General features: G+C 70.0%; 25 protein-coding genes and 1 pseudogene. 17 read left to right on the top strand and 9 right to left on the bottom strand.

The window, feature by feature from the left end:
• Positions 1-12: 12 nt before the first annotated feature.
• Complete coding sequence (locus IPI43_25490) at positions 13-1,137, bottom strand: hypothetical protein (GenBank protein ID MBK7777439.1); 1,125 nt, start codon at positions 1,135-1,137, stop codon at positions 13-15.
• Positions 1,138-1,306: 169 nt separating this feature from the next.
• On the opposite strand from IPI43_25490, the gene IPI43_25495 reads away from it, so the two are divergent.
• Both IPI43_25495 and IPI43_25500 read left to right on the top strand, forming a co-directional pair.
• Positions 1,307-1,618, top strand: a complete 312-nt coding sequence (locus IPI43_25495; protein MBK7777440.1) for a hypothetical protein — start codon at positions 1,307-1,309, stop codon at positions 1,616-1,618.
• 18 nt (positions 1,619-1,636) lie between these two features.
• On the top strand, positions 1,637-1,906 hold the full coding sequence (locus tag IPI43_25500) for a hypothetical protein (protein ID MBK7777441.1): 270 nt from the start codon (positions 1,637-1,639) through the stop codon (positions 1,904-1,906).
• A 7-nt stretch (positions 1,907-1,913) separates the two neighbouring features.
• Here the strand turns inward: IPI43_25500 and IPI43_25505 are convergent, their stop codons facing one another.
• Together IPI43_25505 and IPI43_25510 are read right to left on the bottom strand one after the other, a co-directional pair.
• On the bottom strand, positions 1,914-3,440 hold the full coding sequence (locus IPI43_25505) for a HAMP domain-containing histidine kinase (GenBank protein ID MBK7777442.1): 1,527 nt from the start codon (positions 3,438-3,440) through the stop codon (positions 1,914-1,916).
• A 1-nt stretch (position 3,441) separates the two neighbouring features.
• Positions 3,442-4,452, bottom strand: a complete 1,011-nt coding sequence (locus IPI43_25510; protein ID MBK7777443.1) for an NAD(P)-dependent glycerol-3-phosphate dehydrogenase — start codon at positions 4,450-4,452, stop codon at positions 3,442-3,444.
• A gap of 43 nt (positions 4,453-4,495) precedes the next feature.
• Between IPI43_25510 and IPI43_25515 the strand changes: the two genes are divergently transcribed.
• The 4 genes from IPI43_25515 to IPI43_25530 all read left to right on the top strand — a co-directional run bounded on the left by IPI43_25515 (position 4,496) and on the right by IPI43_25530 (position 7,584).
• The gene (locus tag IPI43_25515) at positions 4,496-5,014 is read left to right on the top strand and encodes an NAD(P)-binding protein (protein ID MBK7777444.1); all 519 of its coding nucleotides are present in this window, start codon (positions 4,496-4,498) and stop codon (positions 5,012-5,014) included.
• The gene (locus tag IPI43_25520; GenBank protein ID MBK7777445.1) at positions 4,974-5,852 is read left to right on the top strand and encodes a hypothetical protein; all 879 of its coding nucleotides are present in this window, start codon (positions 4,974-4,976) and stop codon (positions 5,850-5,852) included. Before IPI43_25515 ends, IPI43_25520 begins: the two co-directional genes overlap by 41 nt.
• A 92-nt stretch (positions 5,853-5,944) precedes the next feature.
• Complete coding sequence (locus IPI43_25525; protein ID MBK7777446.1) at positions 5,945-6,808, top strand: sigma-70 family RNA polymerase sigma factor; 864 nt, start codon at positions 5,945-5,947, stop codon at positions 6,806-6,808.
• A gap of 347 nt (positions 6,809-7,155) precedes the next feature.
• The gene (locus IPI43_25530) at positions 7,156-7,584 is read left to right on the top strand and encodes a hypothetical protein (GenBank protein MBK7777447.1); all 429 of its coding nucleotides are present in this window, start codon (positions 7,156-7,158) and stop codon (positions 7,582-7,584) included.
• 9 nt (positions 7,585-7,593) lie between these two features.
• Here IPI43_25530 and IPI43_25535 read toward each other — a convergent pair whose 3' ends face one another.
• Positions 7,594-8,106: a MerR family DNA-binding transcriptional regulator gene (locus IPI43_25535; protein MBK7777448.1), complete on the bottom strand. Its 513-nt coding sequence runs from the start codon at positions 8,104-8,106 to the stop codon at positions 7,594-7,596.
• A gap of 83 nt (positions 8,107-8,189) precedes the next feature.
• Here IPI43_25535 and IPI43_25540 point away from each other — a divergent pair, with 83 nt between their 5' ends.
• From IPI43_25540 to IPI43_25565, 6 genes and pseudogenes are all read left to right on the top strand, one after another.
• The gene (locus tag IPI43_25540) at positions 8,190-9,050 is read left to right on the top strand and encodes a 3-keto-5-aminohexanoate cleavage protein (protein ID MBK7777449.1); all 861 of its coding nucleotides are present in this window, start codon (positions 8,190-8,192) and stop codon (positions 9,048-9,050) included.
• 15 nt (positions 9,051-9,065) lie between these two features.
• Positions 9,066-10,079, top strand: coding sequence for an AraC family transcriptional regulator (locus tag IPI43_25545; protein MBK7777450.1), 1,014 nt, complete (start codon positions 9,066-9,068; stop codon positions 10,077-10,079).
• A gap of 103 nt (positions 10,080-10,182) precedes the next feature.
• Positions 10,183-11,001 (top strand): metal-dependent hydrolase, encoded by an 819-nt coding sequence (locus IPI43_25550; protein MBK7777451.1) that lies wholly within the window; start codon positions 10,183-10,185, stop codon positions 10,999-11,001.
• A gap of 53 nt (positions 11,002-11,054) precedes the next feature.
• Positions 11,055-11,753: pseudogene (locus IPI43_25555) on the top strand (phosphocholine cytidylyltransferase family protein).
• Positions 11,754-11,831: 78 nt separating this feature from the next.
• Positions 11,832-12,263 carry an HIT family protein gene (locus IPI43_25560; GenBank protein MBK7777452.1) on the top strand — a complete coding sequence of 144 codons (432 nt, stop codon included), beginning with the start codon at positions 11,832-11,834 and terminating at the stop codon, positions 12,261-12,263.
• A 5-nt stretch (positions 12,264-12,268) separates the two neighbouring features.
• Positions 12,269-14,218, top strand: a complete 1,950-nt coding sequence (locus IPI43_25565) for a sulfatase (GenBank protein MBK7777453.1) — start codon at positions 12,269-12,271, stop codon at positions 14,216-14,218.
• Between the two features lie 10 nt (positions 14,219-14,228).
• On the opposite strand, the gene IPI43_25570 is transcribed toward IPI43_25565, so the two are convergent.
• From IPI43_25570 to IPI43_25590, 5 genes are all read right to left on the bottom strand, one after another.
• Positions 14,229-15,344, bottom strand: coding sequence for a CDP-alcohol phosphatidyltransferase family protein (locus IPI43_25570; protein MBK7777454.1), 1,116 nt, complete (start codon positions 15,342-15,344; stop codon positions 14,229-14,231).
• A gap of 108 nt (positions 15,345-15,452) precedes the next feature.
• Complete coding sequence (locus tag IPI43_25575; GenBank protein MBK7777455.1) at positions 15,453-16,481, bottom strand: flippase-like domain-containing protein; 1,029 nt, start codon at positions 16,479-16,481, stop codon at positions 15,453-15,455.
• A gap of 58 nt (positions 16,482-16,539) precedes the next feature.
• Entirely contained in the window at positions 16,540-17,136 is a 597-nt protein-coding gene (locus IPI43_25580) for a TetR/AcrR family transcriptional regulator (GenBank protein MBK7777456.1), read from the bottom strand.
• 20 nt (positions 17,137-17,156) lie between these two features.
• Entirely contained in the window at positions 17,157-19,544 is a 2,388-nt protein-coding gene (locus tag IPI43_25585; GenBank protein MBK7777457.1) for an SDR family NAD(P)-dependent oxidoreductase, read from the bottom strand.
• Positions 19,545-19,783: 239 nt separating this feature from the next.
• Positions 19,784-20,788 carry a class I mannose-6-phosphate isomerase gene (locus tag IPI43_25590; GenBank protein ID MBK7777458.1) on the bottom strand — a complete coding sequence of 335 codons (1,005 nt, stop codon included), beginning with the start codon at positions 20,786-20,788 and terminating at the stop codon, positions 19,784-19,786.
• A gap of 50 nt (positions 20,789-20,838) precedes the next feature.
• Between IPI43_25590 and IPI43_25595 the strand changes: the two genes are divergently transcribed.
• From IPI43_25595 to IPI43_25615, 5 genes are all read left to right on the top strand, one after another.
• Positions 20,839-21,156, top strand: coding sequence for a hypothetical protein (locus IPI43_25595; GenBank protein MBK7777459.1), 318 nt, complete (start codon positions 20,839-20,841; stop codon positions 21,154-21,156).
• A gap of 46 nt (positions 21,157-21,202) precedes the next feature.
• On the top strand, positions 21,203-21,619 hold the full coding sequence (locus IPI43_25600; GenBank protein ID MBK7777460.1) for a (deoxy)nucleoside triphosphate pyrophosphohydrolase: 417 nt from the start codon (positions 21,203-21,205) through the stop codon (positions 21,617-21,619).
• Between the two features lie 4 nt (positions 21,620-21,623).
• Positions 21,624-22,421 (top strand): zinc ribbon domain-containing protein, encoded by a 798-nt coding sequence (locus tag IPI43_25605; protein ID MBK7777461.1) that lies wholly within the window; start codon positions 21,624-21,626, stop codon positions 22,419-22,421.
• A gap of 81 nt (positions 22,422-22,502) precedes the next feature.
• A complete protein-coding gene (locus tag IPI43_25610) occupies positions 22,503-22,970 on the top strand; it encodes a GNAT family N-acetyltransferase (protein ID MBK7777462.1) in 468 nt (155 codons plus the stop codon).
• Positions 22,971-23,024: 54 nt separating this feature from the next.
• Positions 23,025-23,978: a PilZ domain-containing protein gene (locus tag IPI43_25615; protein MBK7777463.1), complete on the top strand. Its 954-nt coding sequence runs from the start codon at positions 23,025-23,027 to the stop codon at positions 23,976-23,978.
• The last annotated feature ends 15 nt before the right edge of the window (positions 23,979-23,993 follow it).

Raw genomic sequence — 23,993 nt, forward strand, 5'->3', positions numbered from 1 at the left:
GGGCGCACGCGGCTACGACGCGAGCAGCAGCGTCCCGCTCAGCACCAGCATCGCAGCCACCAGAGGCACCAGCGCCCAACGCACTCGGAGCACGGCCTGCCGCGCCACCCCGCGCGGCCGGGCATCCGCTTCACGGGTCAGCCGGTGTGCCGCGATGGCGTCCCGCACGAGCCGCATCGCGAACAGCGCAAAGCCCAGCGCCAGACCCACCAATAGGCGCTCCACCATGAGGGTGCGTGTTGCGTGGGCAGCCCCCGGCGGGGACCAGCGCTGCAACTCCACGGACTTCCCGCTGCCCAGCACGTTGTAGAGCCGGGTCTCCGCAAGCGGGCCCAGCTCGTCGGTCCAGGGCAGGCCCGGGGTGGCTTGCGCGGGGTGCTCCACGGCGCGAACCGTCATGGGGCCGCTGGTGACCGAGCCCGCCATGGCCTCGGGGAGACCGTACTGCGTGGGGGTACACGCGGGGCGGAACTCCTGCCCCGCGGGCCAGTCCTCGCGTGGCAGCACCCAGGCCACCTCGGCAGCACCACGGGCAATGGCCACGTCGGCCACGGCAACGAAGTCCGACACGCTCGCGTGTTGGTCCATGAGCACCTGGGTGGTGCGCGGGAACCGGTCCGTGGGGGCCACCGGCCGCACCCCTTCGTGGTCCACCCACCGCAGCTTTAGCCCCGCGGAAACGGCCAGGAGCGGGCCGTTGCGCGTGACCGCCGTGGTGGGCACTCTCGGCGCGGCGTGCGTCACGAAGCTGAACTCCACTCCGTTCAGCGCGTCGGCCTCGGTGGCGGCGGGCAGCACCGCGGGCTCAGGGTGAGCGGCGTTCATGATCAGCGGCGCCGTCAGCACCGCCAGCGCGAGCCACGCTGCCGTCAGCCGGGCTGCCCCGAGCGGCGTGGGGCTCACGAGGCTGACGTTCAGGCAGCGCTGTGTGCTGCGGGCCGCCACCAATGCCAGGCACCAGCTCGTCACGAACAGCGCCACGTGCGCGCCGTGGAACAACCCCGCGCCCCGGCGCAGCACGGTGGCTTGCGCGGCGTCCATGGCTGCGCCCAGCGCGGCGAACCCCAGCGTGACCGCGGCCACCCACCAGACGGCGGTCTGCGCGGCGTGGCGGTCACTGCTGTGGCGCCACGCCACGGCCACTCGGCCCGGCGCCCTGGTTGCCCATGTGGCCAGGTGAGACCTCCACCTCTTTCGTGAGCGCGACGTCATGCCTCGTGGTTTGTAGCCTGGGCCGCGGAGAAGTTCCCGAGTCCTGTTTCTGAGCTACATTTCCCGGACAGCGACCGAGCGGGACTACCGCGAGGTGCTCCGGATCATCATCGACTGCATCCCCGCCGCGGAGGCTCCCTTGGCAACCATCGAAGAGCAGATCAAGCAAGAAGGCCGGCTGCTGGGTCGGCAGGAAGGCCGTCAGGAAGGCCGTCAGGAGGGCCTCGAAGCCGGCCGCGTCGAGGCACTCCGCGACGTTCTCCGCCTGCTGCTCGAGCAGCGCTTCGGGCCGGTGGGCGCGGCTCACGAGGCGCTCATCGCGGCCGCTGGTCTCGATCAACTACAGCGCGCCGTGGCTCGGGTCGCGGTCGCGTCGGACTTGGCCAGCGTCTTCCAGCCGCACTGAGCGCCAGGGGCCACCGGAATGAAGACGGACATCCGCCAGCTCATCCGGGACCTCGTCGAGAACGAGCGCTCCATCGCTTCACTCGACATGTCCCTCTTCGAGGGCACCGGCACGGCCCCGGAGGCGTATTCGTCCGGGGTCCTCCGCTACAACCAGATCGTGGCCGAGCTGTGCTCTCGGCGCGACGAGGTGACCCCCATCCTGGAGCAGCTCCTGAGCAGGCCCATGGGCGGCACCACCGAGACCACGCTGCTCATGCTGAAGAGCGAGCTGCGCCGGCGCCCTTAGCGCCCGCTCACACCGCCGGCAGCGTGAACGCCACCACGGCGCCGCCGTCCTCCGCGTTGGCCGCCCACGCCCGGCCGCCGTGCGCATCGGCGATGTGCTTTACCAGCGCCAGCCCAATGCCCGACCCGCGCACCTCACGGTGCTTCGGCGTCCGATAAAACCGCTCGAAGATGCGCCTCAGGTCCTCGTTCGGGATCCCCGGGCCGTGGTCGCGCACGCGCACGTGCACGGAGCGCGCGCTGCACGTCACCGACACCTCGATGGCGCTCCCTCCGCCGTACTTCACGGCGTTGTCCAGCAGGTTCACCAGCGCCAGCACGATGCTCTGCTCGTCGATGGCCACCATGGGCAGGTCGGGCGCCAGCTCCAGGGTGACGCGGTTTCCGTCTTCCTCCAGGCGGTAGCGGAACGCGTCGATGGCCTGCTGCAGCACGGGCCCGATGTCGCGCTCGTGGAAGTCGAACTTCTGCTTGCCGCGCTCGAGGGCGGCGAAGTCCAGCACGTTCTCGATGAGCCCGCTCAGGCGCTCGGACTCGCGGCAGATGATCTCGAGGTACTGCTTCTGCTTCTCGGGCGTGCGCACGCGCTCGGTCAGCAGCATCTCGCCGAACATGCGCACCACGGAGAGCGGCGTCTTCAGCTCGTGCGACACGTTGGCGATGAACTCGCTCTTCATCTCGTTGAGGCGGCGCTCCTTGCTGGCCGCGTACAGCAAGAACGCGATGCCCAGCAGGATGACGGCAAACGAAAGCCCCAGCGACCCCAGCTGCACCGTGCGGCCCAGGCTGCCCTGCGTCTCCAGCTGCGTGGCCTGCTGCGGCGCAATCTGCAGGCGCCACTGGTAGAGCGTGGTGGGGAAGCGGTGGCCCACCACGTAGTCGCCGGCCGAAGCCAGGCTCGGGCCATAGACGCGCCGGTTGTCCACGTCCACCACGTTGTAGGTGCTGCGCCCCTCCTCGGTGGAGAACAGCGTGGGGAACTGCGACCGCACGATGAAGCCGGTGTCGTGGTGCGCCACCAAGAACATGCGGCGCCCGTTGTGGCGCACGGCCTTGTAGCTGAACAGGTAGCTGCGGTCGCGGAAGCGTCCGTGCAGGTGCTTCAGGCTGTTGAGCGGGGTGTCGTCGAACTCGAACTCCTGCACGATGTCCTGGTGGAACACGTCCAGGAAGTCGCGCCGGTCTTGCGTGCCCGCGCGGGAGGCGAACGCCACCACGTGGCCGTACTCGTTCAGCAACAGCACCGAGCGCACGCTGGGCGTCCGGTCGATGGACGTGGGCCGCCAGCTCACTTCGAAGCTGCCCGGGTCGTCCAGCGGGTAGTCGCTGAACACCACGTTGTCCTGCTCGATGACGTAGCGCTCGATGTTCTCCACCTTCTCGCGCGCCAGCAGCATGGACGACGCGGCGATGGCCTCTTCGTTGAGCCGCGCGAAGCGAGACGCCGTGAGGTACGTGTAGTAGCCCAGCACGCCCGCGGCGATGGTCAGCGCGGGAATGAGCAAGATGTAGACGGACGGGAGCCTGCGGGGCACGTCACTCCCGCTCGTGGCGCAGCGGACGGGACATGAGGTCCGTGAGCGCCTTGGTGGGCGACTTGCCCTCGTACAGGATGCGGTAGACCTCGTGCGAGATGGGCATCTCCACCTTGCGCGCCTGGCACAGGTTGTAGAGGCTCTTCGCGGTGCGCACGCCCTCGGCCACCATGTTCATGGAGCTCAGGATCTCGTCGATGGTCTTGCCGCGCCCGAGGTCGATGCCCACCTGCCGGTTGCGCGAGAGGTCGCCCGTGCACGTGAGCACCAGGTCGCCCATGCCGGCCAGGCCGCTGAGCGTGAGCGGGTGCGCGCCCATCGAGGTGGCCAGCCGCGACGTCTCCGCGAGCCCGCGCGTGATGAGGCCCGCGCGCGCGTTGAGGCCGAGGCCCATGCCGTCGGCGACCCCCGCGGCGATGGCGATGACGTTCTTGAGCGCGCCGCCCAGCTCCACGCCCACGACGTCCTCCGTGTTGTAGACGCGGAAGCGCTCGGTGGTGAAGGTCTTCTGCGCGTCGCGCACGCTGTCGCGGTCGTGCCCCGCGATGCACACGGCGGTGGGGATGCCCATGGCCACCTCGCGCGCGAACGACGGCCCGCCCAGGTAGGTGAGCTGCCAGTGCATGGTCTTGGGCAGCACGTTCTCGAAGATGTCGCTCACCAGCATGAGCGTCTCCTCCTCGATGCCCTTGGTGGCGCTCACGATGGTGACGCCCGCCGGGATCATGGGGCGGGCCTCCTCCAGCACGGCGCGCAGGCCGTGCGTGGGGATCACCGACACCACCATGCTGGCGTCGATCAGCGCGGTGGCCAGGTCGCCGGTGGGCGTGAGCGTGGGGGGCAGCTCGAAGCCGGGCAGGTAGCGGGTGTTCTCGCGCGCGGCGATCATGTCTTCGGCGCGCTCGTTCGAGCGGGCCCACAGGCGCACGTGGTGACCCTGGTCGGCCAGGAGCTTGGCGATGGCCGTGCCCCACGAGCCGGCCCCCAAGACCGCGATTTGACGTTGATCCATGGCGGCACTGTAACCGATTGGCGGGGCCGTGCGTGGTACCCGCATGACGAACCGAGACGAGACCGTGGACGTGCTGGTGGTGGGTGGTGGCCTGGCCGGTGGGCTGGTGGCCGAGGCGGCTGCGCGGCAGGGAAAACGCGTGCTGGTGCTGGAGCGCGCGGCCGATCCTGGGGGCAGGGCGCGCAGCCAGGCGCAGGGCGAGCACCGCTTCAATTTCGGGCCGCACGCGATCTACCGAGGCGGCCCCATGCACCGGGCGCTGGTGGCCGCGGGGGTGCCGGTGACGGGCGTGGATCCGTCGGTGGGCGGGGCGCAGGCCCTGTTCGCGGACGGGCGCCTGGACGCGTTGCCCATCAGCCTGGGGGGCGCGCTGCGCGCGGGCTGGTTCGGCACGCGAGACGCGGTGGACTTCATGCGGGCCGCGCAGGCGGTGAGGGGGGCCGCGCGCCCAGGCGCCGCTGCACGAGACCTCGGCCGCCGCGTGGATCGACTCGCTGGCCACCCGCGAGAACGCCCGCACCATGCTGGCGGTGCTGGTGCGGCTGGCCACGTATGGCGGTGACCTGCACGTGCTGAGCGCGGACGTGGCGCAGCAGCAGCTGGCGGCGGCCCTGCGCAGCGGCGTGATCTACGTGCACGGCGGCTGGCAGGCGCTGGTGGACGGACTGCTGGCGCGCGTGAAGCAAGCGGGCGCTCAGGTGCGCCACGCGCGCGCGGCGTCGCTGGTGCTGGGCCACGGGGACGGCGCGCTGCAACACCGGGTGCTGGACGCCGAGGGCAGGGGCTACCGCGCGCGCGACGTGGTGTTCGCCTGTGCGCCGCACGTGGCCAGCAGCCTGGTGGGCGAGGCCGACGCGGGGCTCGCGGCGTTTGCCCGGACCGCGCAGCCGGTGACCATGCGCTGCGTGGACCTCGGCCTGCGCGACAGCCGCGACCTGCGCTTCACGCTGGGCGTGGACGTGCCCTTCTACTTCTCGCCGCAGCGCGGGGTCCGCGGCATGGCCCCGGCAGGCGCCGTGAGCGTGCACGCGGCGCTGTACCTGGGCGCGGAGGCACCGGGCGCGGGGGTGGTCCACCAGGCTTCGCCCGGGGAGCCCGCGGGCATGGACCCCGCCGCGCTGCTGGACCAGGCCATCGATCGAGCGGTGCCCGATCTCGGCGAGCGCTTGCTGGTGCGTCGCGTGCTGCCTCGCGCGGTGGTGCACCATGCGCTTCCGGACTGCACGCGCGGAGGTCTCCTCGGCCGCCCGGCATGCGCGTCGCCGGTGCCCGGAGTCTGGTACGCCGGTGACTGGGTGGGCCCCGAAGGGCACCTGGCCGACGCGGCGGCAGCCTCGGCGCTCAGCGTGACCCGCGGCATCGCAGCCGAGGGGGAAGGCAGGTTACGCTTCGCATCGTGAGCCCGCAGTCCGCCACCTCTAGCGCTCCCACCCGCTTCGCGGACGCCGACGCGCGCGCTCACGAGGGCTTCCTCTTTGGTGTCTGCTACCGCATGACGGGCACGCACGCCGATGCCCAGGAGGTGGTCCAAGAGACGTTCCTGCGCGCGCTCGAACGGCCGCCGCTGGACACCACCCAGCCCTGGCGCCCGTGGCTCACGCGCGTGGCCGTGAACCTGTGCAAGGACCGCCTGCGCCGCCGCAAGACGCGCGGCTACGTGGGCCCGTGGCTGCCCGCGCCGGTGGAGCTCGAGGCCAGCAACGACTGCGAGCTGCCCAGCGCCGCCCGCTACGAGCGCCTCGAGAGCGCCAGCTTCGCGTTCTTGTTGGCCCTCGAGCACCTCACGCCGCAGCAGCGCGCGGTCCTGGTGCTGCGCGACGTGCTGGACTACAGCGTGGACGAGACCGCCACCGCGCTGGGCATCACGGCCAGCAACGTGAAGGTCACGCTGCACCGCGCACGTCACGCGCTCGAGGCGGCCGAAGCCGAGAGCGGCTCGTGGCGCACACGCAAGCTCAGCGACACCGCCCGGGAGGCCCAGCGCGACATGCTGCAGCGCTTCATGCTGGCGCTGGCCATGGGCGACGAGGCCGCCATGCGCGCCTGCCTGGCCGACGACGTGCGCCTGCACACGGATGGCGCAGGCGAGTTCTTCGCGGCCAAGAAGCCGGTGGAGGGCCGCGACAAGGTCATGACGTTCCTGCTGCGCGTGGTGCGCGGGGTGCTGCCGCTGCGCTTCGCCATCCGCGACCTCAACGGGGCGCCCGCCCTGGTGAGCGAGTTCGGCCCACGCGCCGACCGCTACGCCGAGCGCGTGGTCACACGCATCGAGCTCGGCCCCGACGGGTTGATCGCGGCCTACGACTCGGTGCTGGCCACGGACAAGGTGCGGCACTTGTTCTCTCCGGCTCCGTGATATCTATGAGCAGGTGGACACCCAGGTGACACCGGTCGAGAAGTCCGTCGCCGCGGCGTGGCCCAACGAGAAGCGCGCGCTGACCATCGCCTTCTCGTTTCTCGGGGGCTCGTTCGTGATGATCCCACTCGCGCCAGCCTTCGCCGTACCGGCGCTCGCGGTGGGCATGGCCGGCTTCTTCGGCGCGCTCGCCACCGCGTTCCGCCGGCCGCGGCTCGAGGTGGGCGCGGATGGCGTGCGGATCCGCTCGGCGTTCGTGAACAGCGCGCGTCGAAGACGACGAGTCGGGCAAGCACCTGGCGTGGCTGGTGCTGCAGTCGGGGGAGCGGATTCGGCTCGGTGCACGGATGGGCCTCATCGGGCACGCGGCGCTCGAGGCCGTCGACGAGGCGTACCAGATGCTCAACCGCAAGATCGACGAGCACCGACGGCGCGAGCGGACGGCGCACGCGGGGAAGCTCGAGCGTGGAAACCAAGCGCTGACCGACTGGATCGCCTCGGTGCGGCGGCGCAGCTTGGACCCCAGCTTCCGTGACACTTGGCTGCCTCGCAGTGAGCTGCTCGCCGTGGTCGAGGACCCCACGGCGCCGCAGACCGCCCGCGCCGCCGCCGCGCTCGCGCTGAAGACCGGCCTCGACGAACACGAGCGGGTGCGCGTGCGTGTTGCCGCTGCGGCGACCGCCGCCCCGAAGGTACGCATCGCGCTCGAATCCGTGGCGGACGAGCTGGCCACGGCCGATCGCGCGGCGGCGCTCGTGTCGCGCGTGGCGCGCTGAGGCCCCTCGCTAGCGCTTCGGGCTCTCGCCGGCCCGCAGCGCGTCCAGCCGCTCACGGCTCACCCGGCGAATGAGCTCTATCTCCGAGAGAGTGCGGTCCAGCACCGCGCGGCGCTCGGTGAGCTCTGCGATCATCTGATCCGAGCGCGCGATGGCCAGCTCCAGCTGCTTGCGCCGGCCTTCGCCGTGTTCGCCGTACAGGTCCAGGTACTCCTGCAGCTCGCGCAGCGTGAGGCCCAGCGACTTGCCGCGCAGGATGAGCTGCAGGCGTGCTCGCTCGCGCCGCGTGTAGACCCGGTTCTGGCCCACGCGCTGCGGGGTGAGCAGGCCCTTCTCTTCATAGAAGCGGATGGCGCGGGTGGTGGTGCCCAGGGCGTCGGCCAGCTCGCTGATGCCGAACACCTGGTCCGCCGTGCTCGCGTCGCGGTGTGCGTCCACGAAGCCCGCGGTGTCGTTGCCGCTGGCTCGCTCGCGGGCGGGCTTCTTGGGGCGTGTGGCTCTCTGGCTGCGTGGCTCGGGCATAGCTCACTGACGGAAGCGGGTGGCAGCTGCCCAATGCAGGAGCCAGTTGACGTATACGTTAACACGCGCTACTCCTGTTCGCCATGGACAAAGCCATTCTCACCTGCGCCCTCAACGGCGTGCTCACCAACCCGAAGCAGCACCCCGTGCCGGTCACCCCTGCGGAGATGGCCGTGTCGGCGCGCGATGCGTACAACGCGGGCGCGTCCATCATGCACATCCACTTCCGGCGGCAGGACCCCAACATGGGGCACCTTCCGTCGTGGGATCCGGCCATCGCCAAGGCGTGCTCGGACGCCATCCGCGAGGCGTGCCCGGGCGTCATCATCAACCAGACCACGGGCACCGTGGGCCCGGACGTGTCGGGCCCCATCGCCTGCATCGACGCCATCCACCCCGAGATCGCGGCCTGCAACGCGGGCAGCCTGAACTACCTCAAGCTCAAGTCGGACAACACCTGGGCCTGGCCGCCCATGCTGTTCGACAACCCCGTGGACAAGGTGAAGAAGATGGTGGTGGCCATGCAGCGCGTGGGCGCCGTGCCGGAGTTCGAGTGCTTCGACGTGGGCATCGTGCGCTCCGTGGAGCTGTTCCTGAAGTCGGGCATGTGCGAGACGGCGCAGTACAACTTCGTCATGGGCGTGGCCTCCGGCATGCCGGTGGACGCCGACCTGCTCACCCTGCTGCTGCGCTACAAGGAGCCCAGCTCGGTGTGGCAGTGCACGCTCATCGGCCGCGAGGAGATCTGGCCGCTCCACCAGAAGACGGCCGACCTGGGCGGCATGCTGCGCACCGGCGTGGAAGACACCTTCTACCTGCCCAGCGGCGATCGCACCACGGGCAACGGTCAGCTCATCGAGGCGCTGGCCACCTGCGCGCGCAACGCCGGCCGTGAGGTCGCGTCCCCCGCCGAAGCGCGGGCCATGATGGGCATGGCGGCATAGGTTAGACTCGCGGCCGTGACCGAGACCCCCCACTCGCTGCCCGCCATCCACGCGCACCACCTGACCGAGCTCGTGCAGCGCTGGCAGGTGGACCCGTCCGAGCTGCTGGAGGGGCTCGGGCTCACGCAGGAAGACCTCACCCAGCCGGACCGGCGTCTCGACATCCCCTTGTTTCGAGAGCTGATTCGGCGGGCCAAGGCCCTCACCGGAGAGCCCGCGCTGGGCATCTACTTCGGGCTCGACATGCGCGTGTCGTCTCACGGCCTGCTGGGCTACGCGGCGCTCACGTCCGCCACGGTGCGCGCGGGCCTCAACTTGGCCGTGCGCTACGTGCCCACGCGCACCACGGCCATCAGCCTGCGCGTGGTGGAGGCGGGAGACCACGCCGCGCTCATCATCGACGAGCACGCGGACCTCGGCACCGAGCGCGACACCATCCTCTTCGCGTTCACCATGGGCATCTGGCAGATCGCCAGCGTGGCCACGGGCCGCGCGGTGGATGGCGAGGCGGACTTCCCGTTCCCCCGCCCGGCATACCTCGACCGCTTCAACAAGCTCATGCCGGGTCGCCTGCGCTTCGACCAGCCCGTGGCCCAGCTGGTGTTCGCGCGCGAGGTGCTGGATCTGCCCATGGCCATGTCGGATCCGGCCGCCATGCAGGTGGCGCGCGAGCACTGCGAGCGGGAGCTGCAGGCGTTGGGCTTTGGCGGCGACATCATCCCGCGCGTGCGCGCTGTGCTGCAGCTGCCCGATGGGCAGGGTTACCGCACCCTCGAAGAAGCCGCGCGCGCCATGCACATGTCCGAGCGCACCCTGAAGCGCAGGCTCGCCGCGCAGGGCACCAGCTTCACCAGCGTCTTGGACGACGCCCGCTGCGAGCGCGCCATGGTCTGGCTGCGCGAGGACAAGCTCTCACACGCCGACATCGCCGAGCGGCTGGGCTACGCCGACGCCAGCGCCTTCTCGCGCGCCTTTCGCCGCTGGACGGGCATGACGCCGGCCGGCTTCCAGAAGCAGGGCCGCGGCTGAGCGGGGAGGGCGCTGGTCCCCGGGCCACGGGTTGGCCCCAACGGACCAGAAAGCGGCCTCCGCTGTCCTCGTAAGCGCGGCCGTGCATGGGCACAGTAGAACCATGCAAACGACGACTCATCCCATCGAGATCCGCAACCTGCGCTTCAACCTGGAGACGGACGTCCCCAAGCACTGGCACGGCGGCGGGCGCGGCGTGACGCTATTCTTCGACAACCTCTCCACCCTCTTCCCCGAGGGCGAGCGCTTCTTCATCGCCAGCATCCGCGCGCACCTGAGCGAGGTCACCGACCCCGAGCTGCGCGCGGCGGTGCGACTGTTCTGCGGGCAGGAGGCCATGCACGGGCGCGAGCACGAGCGCATGAACGCCATGATCGACGCCCACGGCTACCCGGCGGCGGAGCTGGACGCGCGCCTCAAGGTGCTGCTCGGCGCGGTGCAGAAGACGTTCCCGAAGCGCTGGCAGCTGGCCGCCACCTGCGCCCTCGAGCACTACACGGCGCTGCTGGGCGACCTCATCCTGAGCAACCCCGAGATCCTGGCGGACGCTCACCCCGAGATGCGCCGCCTTTGGAACTGGCACGCGGCCGAGGAGAGCGAGCACAAGGCCGTGGCCTTCGACGTGTACCAGGCGGCCGGCGGCAACGCCCCCGAGCGCGGCTTCGTGATGGTGGTGGCCACGGTCATCTTCTGGGCCGTGCTGTTCGACCAGCAGGTGCGCCTCATGCACGCGGACGGCATCGCCACGTCGCCCAAGGAGTGGGTCAAGCTGGGCCGCTTCATGTTCGGCAAGCCCGCGCGCCTGCAGCGCCTCACCGCCCCGCTCCTGGACTTCTTCCGCCCGTCGTTCCACCCGTGGGATCACGACAACAGCTCGGTGCTGGAAGCCTGGCGCCACGGCCACACGGCGGCCGCCGCGTAACCGTGCAGAATCTTACGGCGCTGAGCCACGCGGGCCCCTAAACTCGGAGCCCGATGAAAGCCATTCTCCTCAGCGCCGGACAGGGCAGTCGCCTTCTCCCCCTCACGGCCGACACGCCGAAGTGCACACTCGACATCGCCGGGCAGTCGCTGCTCGAGTGGCAGCTTCACGCACTCGCGGACAATGGCTTCCACGAGGTCGTCGTGGTCACGGGCTTCCGCGCCGCTCAGGTCGAGGCCATCACGGCGCGGTTCGACCGCCTGCCCGTCCGCACGCTGTACAATCCGTTCTACGCGGTGAGCGACAACCTGGCCACGTGCTGGCTGGCGCGCGAAGAGATGACGCCGCCGTTTGCCATCGTGAACGGCGACACCATCTTCGAGGCCGGCACGCTGCGCACGCTGCTGGCGGGCCGAGGCGATACGGACATCACGTTGGCCTGTGACGTGAAGGCAAAGTACGACGACGACGACATGAAGGTGGTCATCGACGACGGCCGGCTGCGTCGCGTGGGAAAGAAGCTCGACCTGGCCCAGGTCAACGGCGAGTCCATCGGCATGATGGTCTTCAACGAGAAGGGGGCTGCGCGCTTCCGCGCGCGTCTCGAGCAGATCATGCGGCGCGACGAGGGCAACTCTCGCTGGTACCTGTCCGCCATCGACGAGCTCGCCCAAGAGGGGGGAGTGGGGGTCTGCAACATCCACGGACACGGCTGGTGCGAGGTCGACAACGGGGCTGATCTGGAGCACGCCGATCGTGTGGTGCGCGGGTGGACGCGGGGGCTGGGCGGCGACGTGAGCGCCGGCACCGGCGGTGCTGGTGCGCCCAGCATGAACCCCACGATCCTGAAGTTCGGATACCCCGACACACTGGTCCGCGCGTACGAGCACTGGGTGGTCCTGGTGCGCCCCGCGCAGGCCACGCTGGGGTCCCTCGTGTTGGCCAGCACCGAAACCGCACGGTCGCTCTCGGAGGTGTCCGCGGCCGGGTTCTTGGAGCTCGCCCACGTCACGCGTGCCATCGAGGCCGCGCTCTCCGCCGCATTCGGCTACGACAAGCTCAACTACCTGCTGCTCATGATGGTGGATCCGGACGTGCACTTTCACGTGCTGCCGCGCTACGGGAGCGAGCGGGAGTTTGCCGGCGTCGTGTTCTCCGACCCGGGCTTTCCTGGGCCCCCGCGCCTCGATCAGAGCACGGCCGTCGACGAAGCCACCCTGCGCGAGCTGGTGACGACGCTCCGCCGTAACTGGCCCGAGTGACTCCCGTGACCGACTCTCCTGCAGTGCATGCGGGTCGCACGTCGCACCTCGCGGCCGACGCACCCATCGCGTTCCTCTGGGGGGCTGTCCTCGGCGTCACCGACGTCCTGGTCGCCGCTCGAGACGGCGTGTGGAGCGCGGCGAACGTCGCACGCGCCGCGCTGGTCGGTGCGTTGGCGCTCGGCGCCATGCTGGCGGTCATCGTGCTGCTCGGACGCTCGCTCTTGTTCTTGCTCCGCCTCACGCCAACGAGCGCAGGGTTGCTCACCCGGGGCGGACGCCTCGTCTCGCGCGCTCATTTGCTCGTCGTGATGACGGTGCTCCTCACGGTGGCGTTCTCTTTCTGCTTCATCGGCCTCCCGGTGCAGCCCCCGTTGGGCCTGCACCGCCTCGCCGCAGGCGGCCTCGTGCTCGCGGCGGGCGCCGTGGTCCTCGTTCTGCTCCGCGTCATGACGAAGCGCCCGTGGTTCGAGCGCGCCGCATGGCTCGTGCTCGTGGCAGTGGCTCTCTTCATCGCGGCCAGTCCGTTCTACGAGTTCTCGCGGCTGTGGCCCACGTTCACTCCGTCGCTCGGCCCGAAGGCCATGATGTCGGCCATGCACTCGGGCGGGCTCGTGATGCTCGGTGTGGTCAGCATCGTCTCGTTCCGCTTCGCGCTCCCGCGGGTGGCCGTTACGCTCGGCGCTCCATCGTCGAGGGCGGCCCTGGCCTTCGTGGCGCTCGCGGTCCTCTGTGTGCTCGGCCTGCGCCCGCTCCTCGCGTTCGCGACCTACAACGACCGCATCCTGCTCCACGAGCGGACCCGCCTGGTCTACCGCGCGCTCGAGCTGTCCGCGCGCCCGTCCGCCCGCATCCCCGTGATCCGGGCTCGAGCGGGGGCCGAGCGAGAGGCCCAATCGTCGGCGCCACGCGTGCGCGGCGTGGTCATGCTCATGGTCGATGCGCTGCGGGCGGACATGCTCGACCGCAGCATGGGCGGCACCCGCCTCACGCCGGAGCTCGCCGCGCTCGAGGCCCGCGGAACGCACTTCGACCGGGCCTACGCCACGGTGCCGGCCACACACGAGTCCGTGTTCGCCATGCTCACCGGGCGACGCGATGGCTTCGAGGACCCCGAGCGCGCCATGCGTGACTCGGTCGGCGCCATCTTGCGGGCTCGCGGGGTGCTCACCGTCGGCATCTACGGACACGAAGCGCTCGAAGACGCGCTGGCACCCATGAACCGCCACGTGTTCTTCGGCAGCGGCCCCACCAACAAGCAGCGCCTCACGGCTGACCTGTCGCTACAAGCCGTGGAGCAGGAGCTGGACGGCGTGGGGGACTCGCCGTTCTTCGTGTTTGCTCACTTCTATGACGTCCACGCGCACTACCTGGACAACCCGGACTTCGACTTCGGGGACGAAGTGATCGAGCGATACGCCGCCGAGGTGGCCTACGTCGACGCGCGGCTCGGGCGCGTCTTCGACGCCATCGAGCGTCGAGGGCTGAGCGACGAAACCGCCATCATCGTGGTCAGCGACCACGGTGAAGAGCTGTGGGACCACGGCTACCGTTGGCACCGCAAGCGCGTCTACGAAGAGTCGGCGCACGTGGTGTTCGACGTGCGCGTCCCCTTCGGCCCGCCGCAGATCGTGGCCGAGCCCGTGAGTCTGCTCGACCTGGCGCCCACCGTGCTCGAGCTGTTCGGCGCGGAGCTTCCCGCGGGGCTCGACGGTCGCTCGCTGGTTCCGGTGCTCGCGGGCGCGCCCATGGACGCCCACCCCGTCGTGGCCGTGGCGGGCGACCTCAGCGCGTTTGCCGTGGTGTCGGGGTCCATGAAGGCCGTGCTGCACCCGTACACGGGCGCCATCGAGCTCTTCGATCTCGCGCGCGACCCACAGGAACTCGAGAACCTGGCGGATGCGCGTGAGGCCGAGGCCGTGCGCATCCTCGACTCGGCGCTCGACTGGCGCTAGCTCGCGGGGCTCAGCGCGCGGGCGCGTCGCTCGAGAGCCACGACTCGATCACGAGGCCACGCGCCTTGTGGACCGCAGCCTGGAGGATCTGGAACGCGTGGACGACGAGCGAGACCACCGTCCAGAAGGCCACGAGGAGAATGCCCTCGAGCGGCCTGCCGACCAGCGTCGCCACCGTGAGGATGGCCAGGTTGGGGTTGCGCCGGGCGGTGATGAGCCGGAACCAGCTGTCCACCGGCCTCCAGATGTGGATCTCGATGCGGAACATGAGCATGAACGCGATCTCGAGCACACGCTGGGCCACATAGCCCGCCATGATCGCCCAGATGGCGAGGGTGGCGTAGGGGTGCGACGCGAACGCCGCGCCGCAGCCGACCATCCACGCCCAATACCAGAACGGCGGGTGAATCAGGTCGATGGAGTGGTCGTAGAAGTCGCCGAACTTGGACCAGTCCAGCGTGACCCGCGCGAGCTTGCCGTCCACCGAGTCCAGCACCGACATGCTCCAGGCGCACACGAGGCCGGCGCCGAAGTGCCCTTCGTGGAAGAGCCACGTGGCGAGGATGGTGAGGATCAGACCCACGGTGGTCACGTGGTTGGGGCGCATGCCCACGGCCGCGGCCACCCGCGTGAGCCAGAGGACGGCGCGCGGGATGACGTGCTTCGTGACGAAGTCGGTGACGCCCTTGTACGAGCCGGCGAACACCTGCTCTTCGATCTGCACGCGCTGCTCGTCCGAGATGAGCAGCACGTAGGGCGTGGCCCGCTTGCGGAGCTGGTTGTTGAACGAGAGGTCCTTCGGGTGGACCACGCGCAGGGACGCCGCGAGCGCGGGCGGGAGGGATCCGGCCACGATGGCGGAGACGGCTGCCGCCTGATTGGCCACGGCGACGTGGAACGCCATGGGGCGACCGTCCTCGAGGCACAGCACGGTGCCGGGGTTGGCCATGAGGTTCACCACCAACGTGGCCTCGAACACGTGGTCGCCGCGGATCACGATCACGGAGTCCGCATCCCCATCGAGCGCGGCGGTTTCGCTCGCATCGATCAGGGTCGCGGGGATGCCCTTCGTGCCGAACAGTCGGCGGAGCCGCTCGTCGCCGGTGAGACCCCAGATGGGAGTCACCGCAGATCCGACGATCAGGGCCCGCGTTCTCGTTGGTGCCGAAGGTTCCTGCTCAGCCATGCGCCCCGGTGTAGCAGAGCTTTCAGGCCAGGCACACGCGGCGGGGGCTCACTTCGAGGGCGGCGCTTCGGCCGGCCAGAAGACCAGCAGCAAGTACCCAAACCCCGCCATCACATAGTTGCGGATGCGCCGCAGGATTCCGACCGTCACGCCCACGGACAGCCCGAGCCCGATGGCCTCGAAGACCACGGCGTGACCGCCTTCGAACGCGCCCAAGCCACCCGGGATGAACACGAAGCTGGTGCTGGCCAGCATGCCGGCCGCAGCCGCGAAGAACGCAGCCTGCAGGGTGATGTGCTTGCCGAGGAGGAACACGATCAACCACACATCGACCGCACGCACGCAGCGGCCGAGGGTGTGCAGGGTGTAGGACATGAAGAAGCGCGCCTTGTGCAGCCGCCAGAAGTCGGAGAGCAGCGCGTCCACGCGCGCGATCTTGGCCATCGTGTTCTCGGACAACTTGATGCGGAGGAGCCGCACGAGGCGACTCGCCTGGACCACGAAGTCGCCCTTGGCCTGGCGCCACACCGCGAAGGACAGCACGCTGACCCACGGTGTGAGCAGGGCGAGGCTGGTCACCACGACGGCGGGGCGGTCTGCGAGGACCCACACGCCGAAGACCGTGCCGACCGTCATGAAGGTCATGCTGCCCAGGAAGAAGATGGTCTTGTCGAGCAGCACCAGCCCCGTGCTCTCCGTCCCGCCGAGGTGACGCTTCAGGAGCATGGCCTTCACCGGCTCACCGGCCACGTTGCCGAAGAGCGACAGCATGTTGACCGACTCCCCGGCAGACCGGATGAGGAAGAGCTTGCCCCAGCCGACGCGACGCTCGGGCGTCATCAGCACCCACGTTCCCGTGGTCTCGATGATGCGCCACGTGAAGGTGACCAGCAGCAGGTAGCCGAAGCCGAAGCCCACCTGCCCGATGTTGTCTGCGACCTGCTTGGGTCCCGCCGCCCAGAGGAAGCCGCTGAGCATGAGCACGCCGAGCGCCGCCAGCGCGATGCGCACCCAGCGCCGCTTCGGTCCGGGCTTCGCATCGGGACCCGCGGTCGTCTCGAGCGCGCTGTTCGTCATGGCGCGCAACGCTAGCAGCAAGGTTCGAGGGGCGCACGCTCGCGCCCCCGCGCAGCGCTCAGCCCACGATGCCGTCGAACATCAGCCGCATGCCGGCGTCCACCCATTGCCGGCGCTGGGCGGGCTCCGTGCGGCCCAGCGCGCGGCGTGCCCCCTCGAACATGAGCGCCACCAGCGCCTCCGAGGTGGGCCCCACGTCCAGGTCTTGGCGCAAGAAGCCCTTGCTGCGGCCGTTGTTCAGGAAGCGCGCCACGAAGAGCGCGAAGGCGTCCATGGCGCGGCTCAGGCGCGCGGCGTCCACCACGAAGCCCTGCATCTGGAAGAAGCGCACCAGGTCGGGGTCGCTCTCGCCGAGGTCGATCATGCCCGTGAGGATGCGCGCCGTCTGCGCGCGGTAGGCCTCGAGGGTGTTGCTGCTCTCGGGGTCTTCCCGGAGGCCCACCGCGGCGAAGCGGAGGATGACGTGGTCGAGGACGGCCACGGCGATGTCGTGCTTGTTCTTGTAGTACCGGTAGAAGGTGCCGTGCCCCATGCCCAGCACGCCTGCGATGTCCGCGATGCCGGCGTCGTGGTAGCCCTTCTCGGCGAACACGCGCAGGGCCGCGGCGAGGATCTCGTCACGGCGCTCGGTCTTGCGGGCCTCGGCGCTGCTCATGGCCGGGAGGCTTACATCCATCACGCCGTGAATCCAGCGGACACGGTGGCCGCGGTGTCTCGCTCCTCGCGCCCCTGCGCGCGGATGTCGCCTTCGTAGCGGGCACGTGCCTGCGCCTGCACGCTGGTGAGCACGCGCTCTTGGCGCACCAGCCGCCGGAACGCCTGCACGGGCCAGGCGGGCAGGGCGCTCTCGATGACGGGGATGGCCCGCAGGAAGCCGGGCACCGACACCTCCGCCGGCCGCGTGCGGCAGCTACGCACGATGGCGCGCGCCACGTCTTCGGGCTGGCTGGGGAACAGGCCCGCCACCGGGATGCCGTCGATGAGCCGCGTGCGCACCGCGCTGGGCATCACCGTGGTGAGCGTGACGCCCGTGCCGCGCAGCTCCTCGCGCACGGCGGCGCTCAGCCCCACCAGCGCGTGCTTGCTGCCCACGTAGGTGGCCAGGCCCGGGATGCCCAGCTTGCCCGCCAGCGACGCCACGTTGACCACGTGTCCGCGGCCTCGGCCGATCATGTGCGGCACGGCCACCTTCATGCCCAGCGCCGGGCCACGCACGTTGATGGCGTGGGTGGCGCGCTCCACCGTGTCCGGCTCGTCCAGGAAGCGGCCCGTGGGCATGACGCCCGCGTTGTTCACGAGCACGTCGAGAGGGCCCACCTGCGTCTCCACGGCTTCGATGAAGCGCTCCCACGAGGCGCGCTCGGTCACGTCCAACGGGAAGGCGTGCGCGTCGGCGCCCAGCTCACGCGCGGCCTCTTGCGCCGCGCTGAAGTCCACGTCGCCCACGCACACCCGCGCGCCCTCGTCCAAGAAGGCCTTCGCGGTGGCAAGGCCGATGCCGCGCGCCCCGCCCGTGATGGCCACCACCGCGCCTCGCAGCGCGAGGGTGGGCGCGGGCCCGCGACGCGCGCTGGGCGCTGTGCTGCGTGCCTGGCCTCGCAGCGTGTAGTGCTCGCTGTCGAAGCGCCGCAGGCGGAAGCGGAGGTCCAGCGTGGTCCACGGGTAGATGGAGCTGTTCCGGCCGTTGCTGTCCAAGTAGTAGCTGCTGCAGCCCCCCGCGTTCCACACGGTGCCCGCGAGGGCGGCCTGCACGTCGCGGTTGTAGTCGTCCTCCACGTCCTTGCGCACCTCGAAGCTCTGCAGCGCGCGTTGGTCCAGCAGCTCGAGCCCATCGGCGATGTACTTGGCCTGCGCCTCGATGAGCACCATGGCCGACGAGTGCCCGTTGCCCAGGTTGGGCCCAATCATGAAGAACAGGTTCGGGAAGCCGTGCAGGGTGGTCCCGAGGTACGCGCGCGGGCTGCCAGCCCAGGCGTCGCGCAGGCACGTGCCGTCGCGCCCGAAGATGAGCTCCGCCGAGGGCGTGTCCGTCACGCGAAAGCCGGTGGCAAAGATGATCACGTCGGCCGGCCGCTCCACCCCGTCGGCGCCCACGACACCACGCTTGGTCACGCGCTCGAGGGCGCTGTGTAGCAGGGTGGCGTTCTCTCTGGTGAGCGCCCGGTAGTAGGTGTTGGACAGCAGAAGGCGCTTGCAGCCCAGGCTGAAGGTGGGCGTGAGCTTCGCGCGCAGCTCCGGGTCGCGCACCTGGCGCCTCAGGTGGCGGAGGCCCACGCGCGAGATCTGGTCCATGACCTTAGGCTTGCGCTGGGCCAGTTGCAGCAGCTCGAGCGCGCCGTAAATGGTCTCGCGGTAGGCCTTCTGGAAGCCCGGCAGGTGGCGGAACGCGGCCTTCTCCACGGGCGGGATGGCGTGGTCGGGCTTGGGCAGCACCCACGGTGCCGTGCGCTGGAAGAGGATGAGCTCGGCCACCTCGGGCTGGATCTCGGGCACCATCTGGATGGCGGACGACCCGGTGCCCACCACGGCCACGCGCTTGCCGCGCAGGGAGATGTCGTGGCGGTACTGCGCCGTGTGGAAGATGTCGCCCGTGAAGCGCTCGATGCCCGGGATGTTGGGAGTCTTCGGCACGTGCAGCGGGCCGGCGGCCGTCACCGCCACCTGCGCGCGGTAGGTCCCCGCGTTGGTGCGCACCAGCCAGCGCTGGCTGTCCTCGCAGAAGCGGGCTTCTTCCACCTCGGCGTTCAGCCGCACGAAGGCCATCACGCCGTGCTCTTCCGCCACGCGCAGCAGGTACGCCTGAATCTCCGCTTGCTGCGCGAACACGCGGTCCCAGTCCGGGTTGGGCGCATAGGAGAAGGAGTACAGCTGCGAGGGCACGTCACACGCGCAGCCCGGGTAGGTGTTCTCGCGCCAGGTGCCGCCCAGTTGGCTGGCCTTCTCTAGGATGACGAAGTCGCGCTGCCCGCGGCGCAGCAGCTCGATGGCCACCCCCAGGCCGGAGAAGCCCCCGCCGATGATGACCACGCGGTGGTCGAGGACAGATGTGGACGCTTGCTGCATGGGCGCTCCTGGTGCGAATGACACGTCATTCCGTTGTCGGAGGTAGATGAATGACACGTCATTCCGGTTCGTGTCAAGGGGGTGAACGGCCAGGCCTTCGAGGCCTATTGGGCACCCCACTCTTCAAGCTGAAGATTCCACACACCTCGCAGCCGATTCGCCATGCTGCAAGCCACTGTGGGCACCCCAGACTGAAGTCTTTCAAGCCGGGGTGCCAATGTCGCTTGAAACAGCCCGATTCATGCTGGCCGGGCGGTCATCACCAGCGCATGCGCGCCAGAAAGCGTGACTGGCAGCCCGGCAGCTCCCTCGGGCAGGGCCGCTGTCTCGCCGCGGTGGACCACCTCGCCGTTGGCGAACTGCACGCTGCCCTCGAGGACGGTCAGGCCCATGGCCACATGGGACCAGGCGGGGAGGGTGCAGGAGCCGGTACCCTCGAGGCGTGCCACCTGGAGCTCCGCCGAGGAGGGATGCTCCGCGAGCACCGTGACGACCGGAAGTCCCGTGAGGACGGGAACTCCTGCTCGGCGGCGGATGGTATCAATGAAGGAATAGCGCGTGACGCGCGCCCAGTCGGTGACTGCAATGGCGTGGTCTATGTGGAGTTCGCGGGCCTTCCCATCTTCGGAGGGAACGCCCGCAGCATCGTAGCGTCGGCCCCAGTCCCAATATCGATACGTCACCCCAGAAGAGCCCGCGATCACGCGCTGCGGCTCCACCAGCGTGACTCCGGCCCCGATGGCGTGTGGGGTGCCCGCCTCGATGAGGAAGAAGTCACCGGGCTCGACTGGGGCGAAATGCATCAACTGAGATACGTCCGCGTTCGCGTCCAGCGCAGCCCGCACCTCGGTGGCGCCCACGCCCTCACGGAAGCCCAGAAACAGGCCGGCCCCTGGGTCGCGCTCCACCACGTACCAGGCCTCGGGCTTGCCGCACTCGCCGGGCCGCAGCCCCACGTAGTCGTCGGACGGGTGGATCTGGACCGACAGGGGCTGCGCGGCATCCAGCAGCTTCACCAGCAGCGCGCAGTCCATCTGCTCCGAGAGCAGGGCATCACCAACCCGGCTTGGGAACTGCGGGTCCAGCGACAGCACCCAGGCTTCGCCCACGCGCTCTCCCGCGGGCAGCCCCAACTCTTTGCCATAGAGCTCCGCGATGCGAGTCCCGCCCCATGGTGTGCGGCTCTGGGGAGTGAACTGGGGCCGCAGCCGCAGGGGACCTTGCCAGTTTTTTGGTGGGGTCATGGATCACATGTAGGTTCGAGGCGAGATCGTCCCAACCCAGGAGTCCCATCATGCGCTACATCGGTCGTGAACGCCGCATCCACCACGTGTTCGTCACCCGCAACACCGAGTACCACGTCCGCCGCAACGAGTGCGTCGCCGTCCGCGACTCGCGCACCGGCGAATGGATGCAGGGTCACCTCGCGCTTCGTAGCCGCGTGTCGGGCGGGCTCACCTTCCTCTCCGCCGGCGGCGTGCGCGCCAGCGACGGCGTGCCGAGCGTGGGCGAGTCGCTCTTCTTCGTGGCCAGCGGCCGCGACCTGGTGACCAGCCCCATCGTGCGCATCGAGCGCCCTGTCCGCGAGATCGTCGAGCAGTACGAGGACTGACAGAGTCCCTCTGACCTCGCGGCGCGTCGTGCTATACCCGCCCGACGTGCTCTTCGATGCCTCGAAATCGATTCGTGTCGTGGCCGCGCTCGTGGAGCGGGACGGACGCTACCTGATCACCCAGCGTCGCCCGAGCGCGGTGCTGCCGCTGCTCTGGGAGTTTCCCGGTGGGCGCGTGGAGACGGGCGAGTCCGACAGCGAAGCCCTGCGCCGTGAGTTCAGCGAGCGCTTGGGCGAAGCGGTGCGGCTCGAGGTTGGCGAGCTGATCTCCTTCGTCAGCCACCCATACGAGCACTACACGGTGGACCTCTACCTCTACCAGTGCGCCTTCGAGAACGCCGCGGCCACGCTGGTGACGCGCGCCGTCAACGCGTTCCGTTGGGTGACGTCCGACGAGTTCGACGCGCTGCCCTTCACGCCGGCCGACGAAGCGTCCATGAACCAGCTGCTGGGAGAGGGGTGACCCGTTGAGCGGGGCCCCCGAGGTCTGCCCAGTCTGTGGCACGCGCATCCCCCCAGGGGCCACGCGCTGTCCCGGCTGCGCGCGCGTCTTCGGCGAGGACAACCGCTGCCCCCACTGCCATGCGGTGGCGGGCGTGCGTGCGCGCGGTGGTGGCTACGTGTGCGTGGCCTGCAACAAGCCGCGCGAGGTGAAGCCCGGCACGTCCATCCTGGGCGGCGGTGGTGGCGAGCCGTTCGCGGGCAGCCTCGAGCCGGCCACGGGGGCTCAGATCGAGTCGGCCGCTGGGCGCTCGGCGGGCTTCGCCCTCAAGGCGTTCGGCATGTTCTCCATCGCGGCCGGTGTGCTGGGGGCCGGCGCCATGCTGGCCATTTTCCCGTTCGGTGCCGCTGCGCTCGTGGCGGCGATGGCCTTCGGAGTCACGGGCGGGGGCGTGGGCGTGGTGTCCATGCTTGCCGGAAGCAAGGCCCGCACGGCGGCCATAGCCCGCGCTCGCCGCCAGGGTGAGCTTCTGGTGCTCAAGCTCGCCGAGCAGCGCGGGGGCGTGCTCACCGTGACCGACGTGGCCACCGAGCTGCGCATCGCCAGCGCCGACGCGGATGCGTTGCTCACCCACATGGCGGCCGATGGCTCGCGCGTGGGGGTGGAGATCAGCCGCGATGGCGTGGTGCTCTTCCGCTTCCTCGAGCTGCAGTCGCGCGGGCCCAAGGTGCGCGTGGCGCCGGAAGACGAGCTGGCGGCCCGCTTCGAAGAGCTGGAGGCGGCCGAAGCCCAGAAGGCCAAGCCCGCCGAGCGCGAGCTCTGACGCTGGGGCAAAGTGACCCACCTGACAGACATCCATGGATGGGGCTTCCATGCGATGTGCTCGGCGTGCTAGCACCGTGGCATGGCAGCAGCAGCGACAGCGGAGTCCGCGCTCCGCATCCGGGCCGCGACCAAGGCGGACTTCGATCAAATCGTCGCCGTGCTGGACCGCTGGTGGGGAGGGCCGTCGCCGGAGCGTGCGCACCCGCTCTTCTTCCACGAGTTCGGTGAGACCGCGCTGGTGGCCGAGGAGGGCGACCAGCTGGTGGGCTTCCTGCTGGGCCTGCACACCACGGGCGCGTCGCCCACCGCGTACATCCACCTGGTGGGCATCCACCCCGACCACCGCCGCCGCGGCGTGGGACACGACCTCTACGGCACCTTTTGCGAGCGCGCACGTGCGGCTGGCGTCCCGCGGGCCAAGGCCATCGCCGCCGTGGGCCACGACGGCCCCATCCGGTTTCACCAGGCGCTCGGCTTCCAGGGCACCGAGGACCCCAATTACGCCGGCCGCGGGCGGGCACGCATGGTGTTCCTGAAGGACCTTTGACGCGGTGCGCAAACTGCCGCTAGACTCGCGCCTCCACTTACTCGAGCACAGCACATGACCTACACCGGGGCCCAGACCGCCCGAACCGCCCGCGAACGACTTGGCCAAGCGCTCGCGTCGCTTCAGCAGCACTCCGACATCCCGAACGATGTCATGGCGGTCGCATCCAACATCGCACAGTCGGTGGGCGCCTTGTTCGAAGCAGAGCGCGCGTCGTCCGAGCTGGACGGACGGGCCTCCGTGAAGAACGCGCTAGGCACGCTGGGTCAGACGCTCGCGCTCCTGCAAGACGTGCCCGAGGTCTACAAGGCCCGGCTCGAAGTGGCCGTGGAGGCCATCGCCACCTCCATGAGCGCGCTCTATCCACTGGCGCACGTGCCGTCCATGCCACCTGCCGCAGCCCAGGCCGCGCACGCGGCGTATGCCGCCACCGCGGTGGGCCACGTGCCGCCCAACGCGCCGGTCCCCAACTTTGGTGGCGCCTACGCGCAGCCTGTGGCGCAGCCCGCCCCGCAGACCGCCCCTCAGCCGGCGCCGCAGCCGCAGACGGCCTACGCGCACCACGCTCAGCCAGCAGCCGTGGCCCAGCCGGCGCCTGCAGCTCAGCCGGCGCCCGCTGCGCAGCCTGCCCCGCGCACGTCGCGCACGTCCGGGCCGCCCCCCGCGCCCACGCCCACCGGTGGCCGCGCGTCGGTCGAGGCCAACATCGGCGCCACCACCGAGAGCAACTTCTTCGTGGGCTTCTCCGGTGAAATCTCCGAGGGTGGCGTCTTCCTCGCCACGTACGAGGTGCTCCCCGTGCGCAGCTCCGTGGAGGTGCTGGTCACGCTGCCCGGTGGCTTCGAGTTCAAAGTGAACGGCTGGGTGCGCTACGTGCGCGACCCGTTCGACTTCAGCGCCGACTCGGACCCAGGCATGGGCATCCAGTTCGAGAACCTCAACGCCCACGACCGTGAGCTCATCATGCGCTTCATCCGCAAGCGCGCGCCCACGTTCTACGACGACTGAGCGGCGCGGGCATCA

Source organism: Sandaracinaceae bacterium (assembly GCA_016706685.1).
Classification (GTDB): Bacteria; Myxococcota_A; Polyangia; order Polyangiales; family Houyiibacteriaceae; genus JADJJE01.

Bases quoted from the DNA above. Each gene is read 5' to 3' on its own strand.
- IPI43_25500 (MBK7777441.1), top strand. From the start codon at position 1,637: ATGAAGACGGACATCCGCCAGCTCATCCGGGACCTCGTCGAGAACGAG.
- IPI43_25510 (MBK7777443.1), bottom strand. From the start codon at position 4,452: ATGGATCAACGTCAAATCGCGGTCTTGGGGGCCGGCTCGTGGGGCACG.
- IPI43_25515 (MBK7777444.1), top strand. From the start codon at position 4,496: ATGACGAACCGAGACGAGACCGTGGACGTGCTGGTGGTGGGTGGTGGC.
- IPI43_25520 (MBK7777445.1), top strand. From the start codon at position 4,974: ATGCTGGCGGTGCTGGTGCGGCTGGCCACGTATGGCGGTGACCTGCAC.
- IPI43_25525 (MBK7777446.1), top strand. From the start codon at position 5,945: ATGACGGGCACGCACGCCGATGCCCAGGAGGTGGTCCAAGAGACGTTC.
- IPI43_25530 (MBK7777447.1), top strand. From the start codon at position 7,156: ATGGGCCTCATCGGGCACGCGGCGCTCGAGGCCGTCGACGAGGCGTAC.
- IPI43_25535 (MBK7777448.1), bottom strand. From the start codon at position 8,106: ATGCCCGAGCCACGCAGCCAGAGAGCCACACGCCCCAAGAAGCCCGCC.
- IPI43_25540 (MBK7777449.1), top strand. From the start codon at position 8,190: ATGGACAAAGCCATTCTCACCTGCGCCCTCAACGGCGTGCTCACCAAC.
- IPI43_25550 (MBK7777451.1), top strand. From the start codon at position 10,183: ATGCAAACGACGACTCATCCCATCGAGATCCGCAACCTGCGCTTCAAC.
- IPI43_25560 (MBK7777452.1), top strand. From the start codon at position 11,832: ATGAACCCCACGATCCTGAAGTTCGGATACCCCGACACACTGGTCCGC.
- IPI43_25575 (MBK7777455.1), bottom strand. From the start codon at position 16,481: ATGACGAACAGCGCGCTCGAGACGACCGCGGGTCCCGATGCGAAGCCC.
- IPI43_25580 (MBK7777456.1), bottom strand. From the start codon at position 17,136: ATGAGCAGCGCCGAGGCCCGCAAGACCGAGCGCCGTGACGAGATCCTC.
- IPI43_25585 (MBK7777457.1), bottom strand. From the start codon at position 19,544: ATGCAGCAAGCGTCCACATCTGTCCTCGACCACCGCGTGGTCATCATC.
- IPI43_25590 (MBK7777458.1), bottom strand. From the start codon at position 20,788: ATGACCCCACCAAAAAACTGGCAAGGTCCCCTGCGGCTGCGGCCCCAG.
- IPI43_25595 (MBK7777459.1), top strand. From the start codon at position 20,839: ATGCGCTACATCGGTCGTGAACGCCGCATCCACCACGTGTTCGTCACC.
- IPI43_25610 (MBK7777462.1), top strand. From the start codon at position 22,503: ATGGCAGCAGCAGCGACAGCGGAGTCCGCGCTCCGCATCCGGGCCGCG.
- IPI43_25615 (MBK7777463.1), top strand. From the start codon at position 23,025: ATGACCTACACCGGGGCCCAGACCGCCCGAACCGCCCGCGAACGACTT.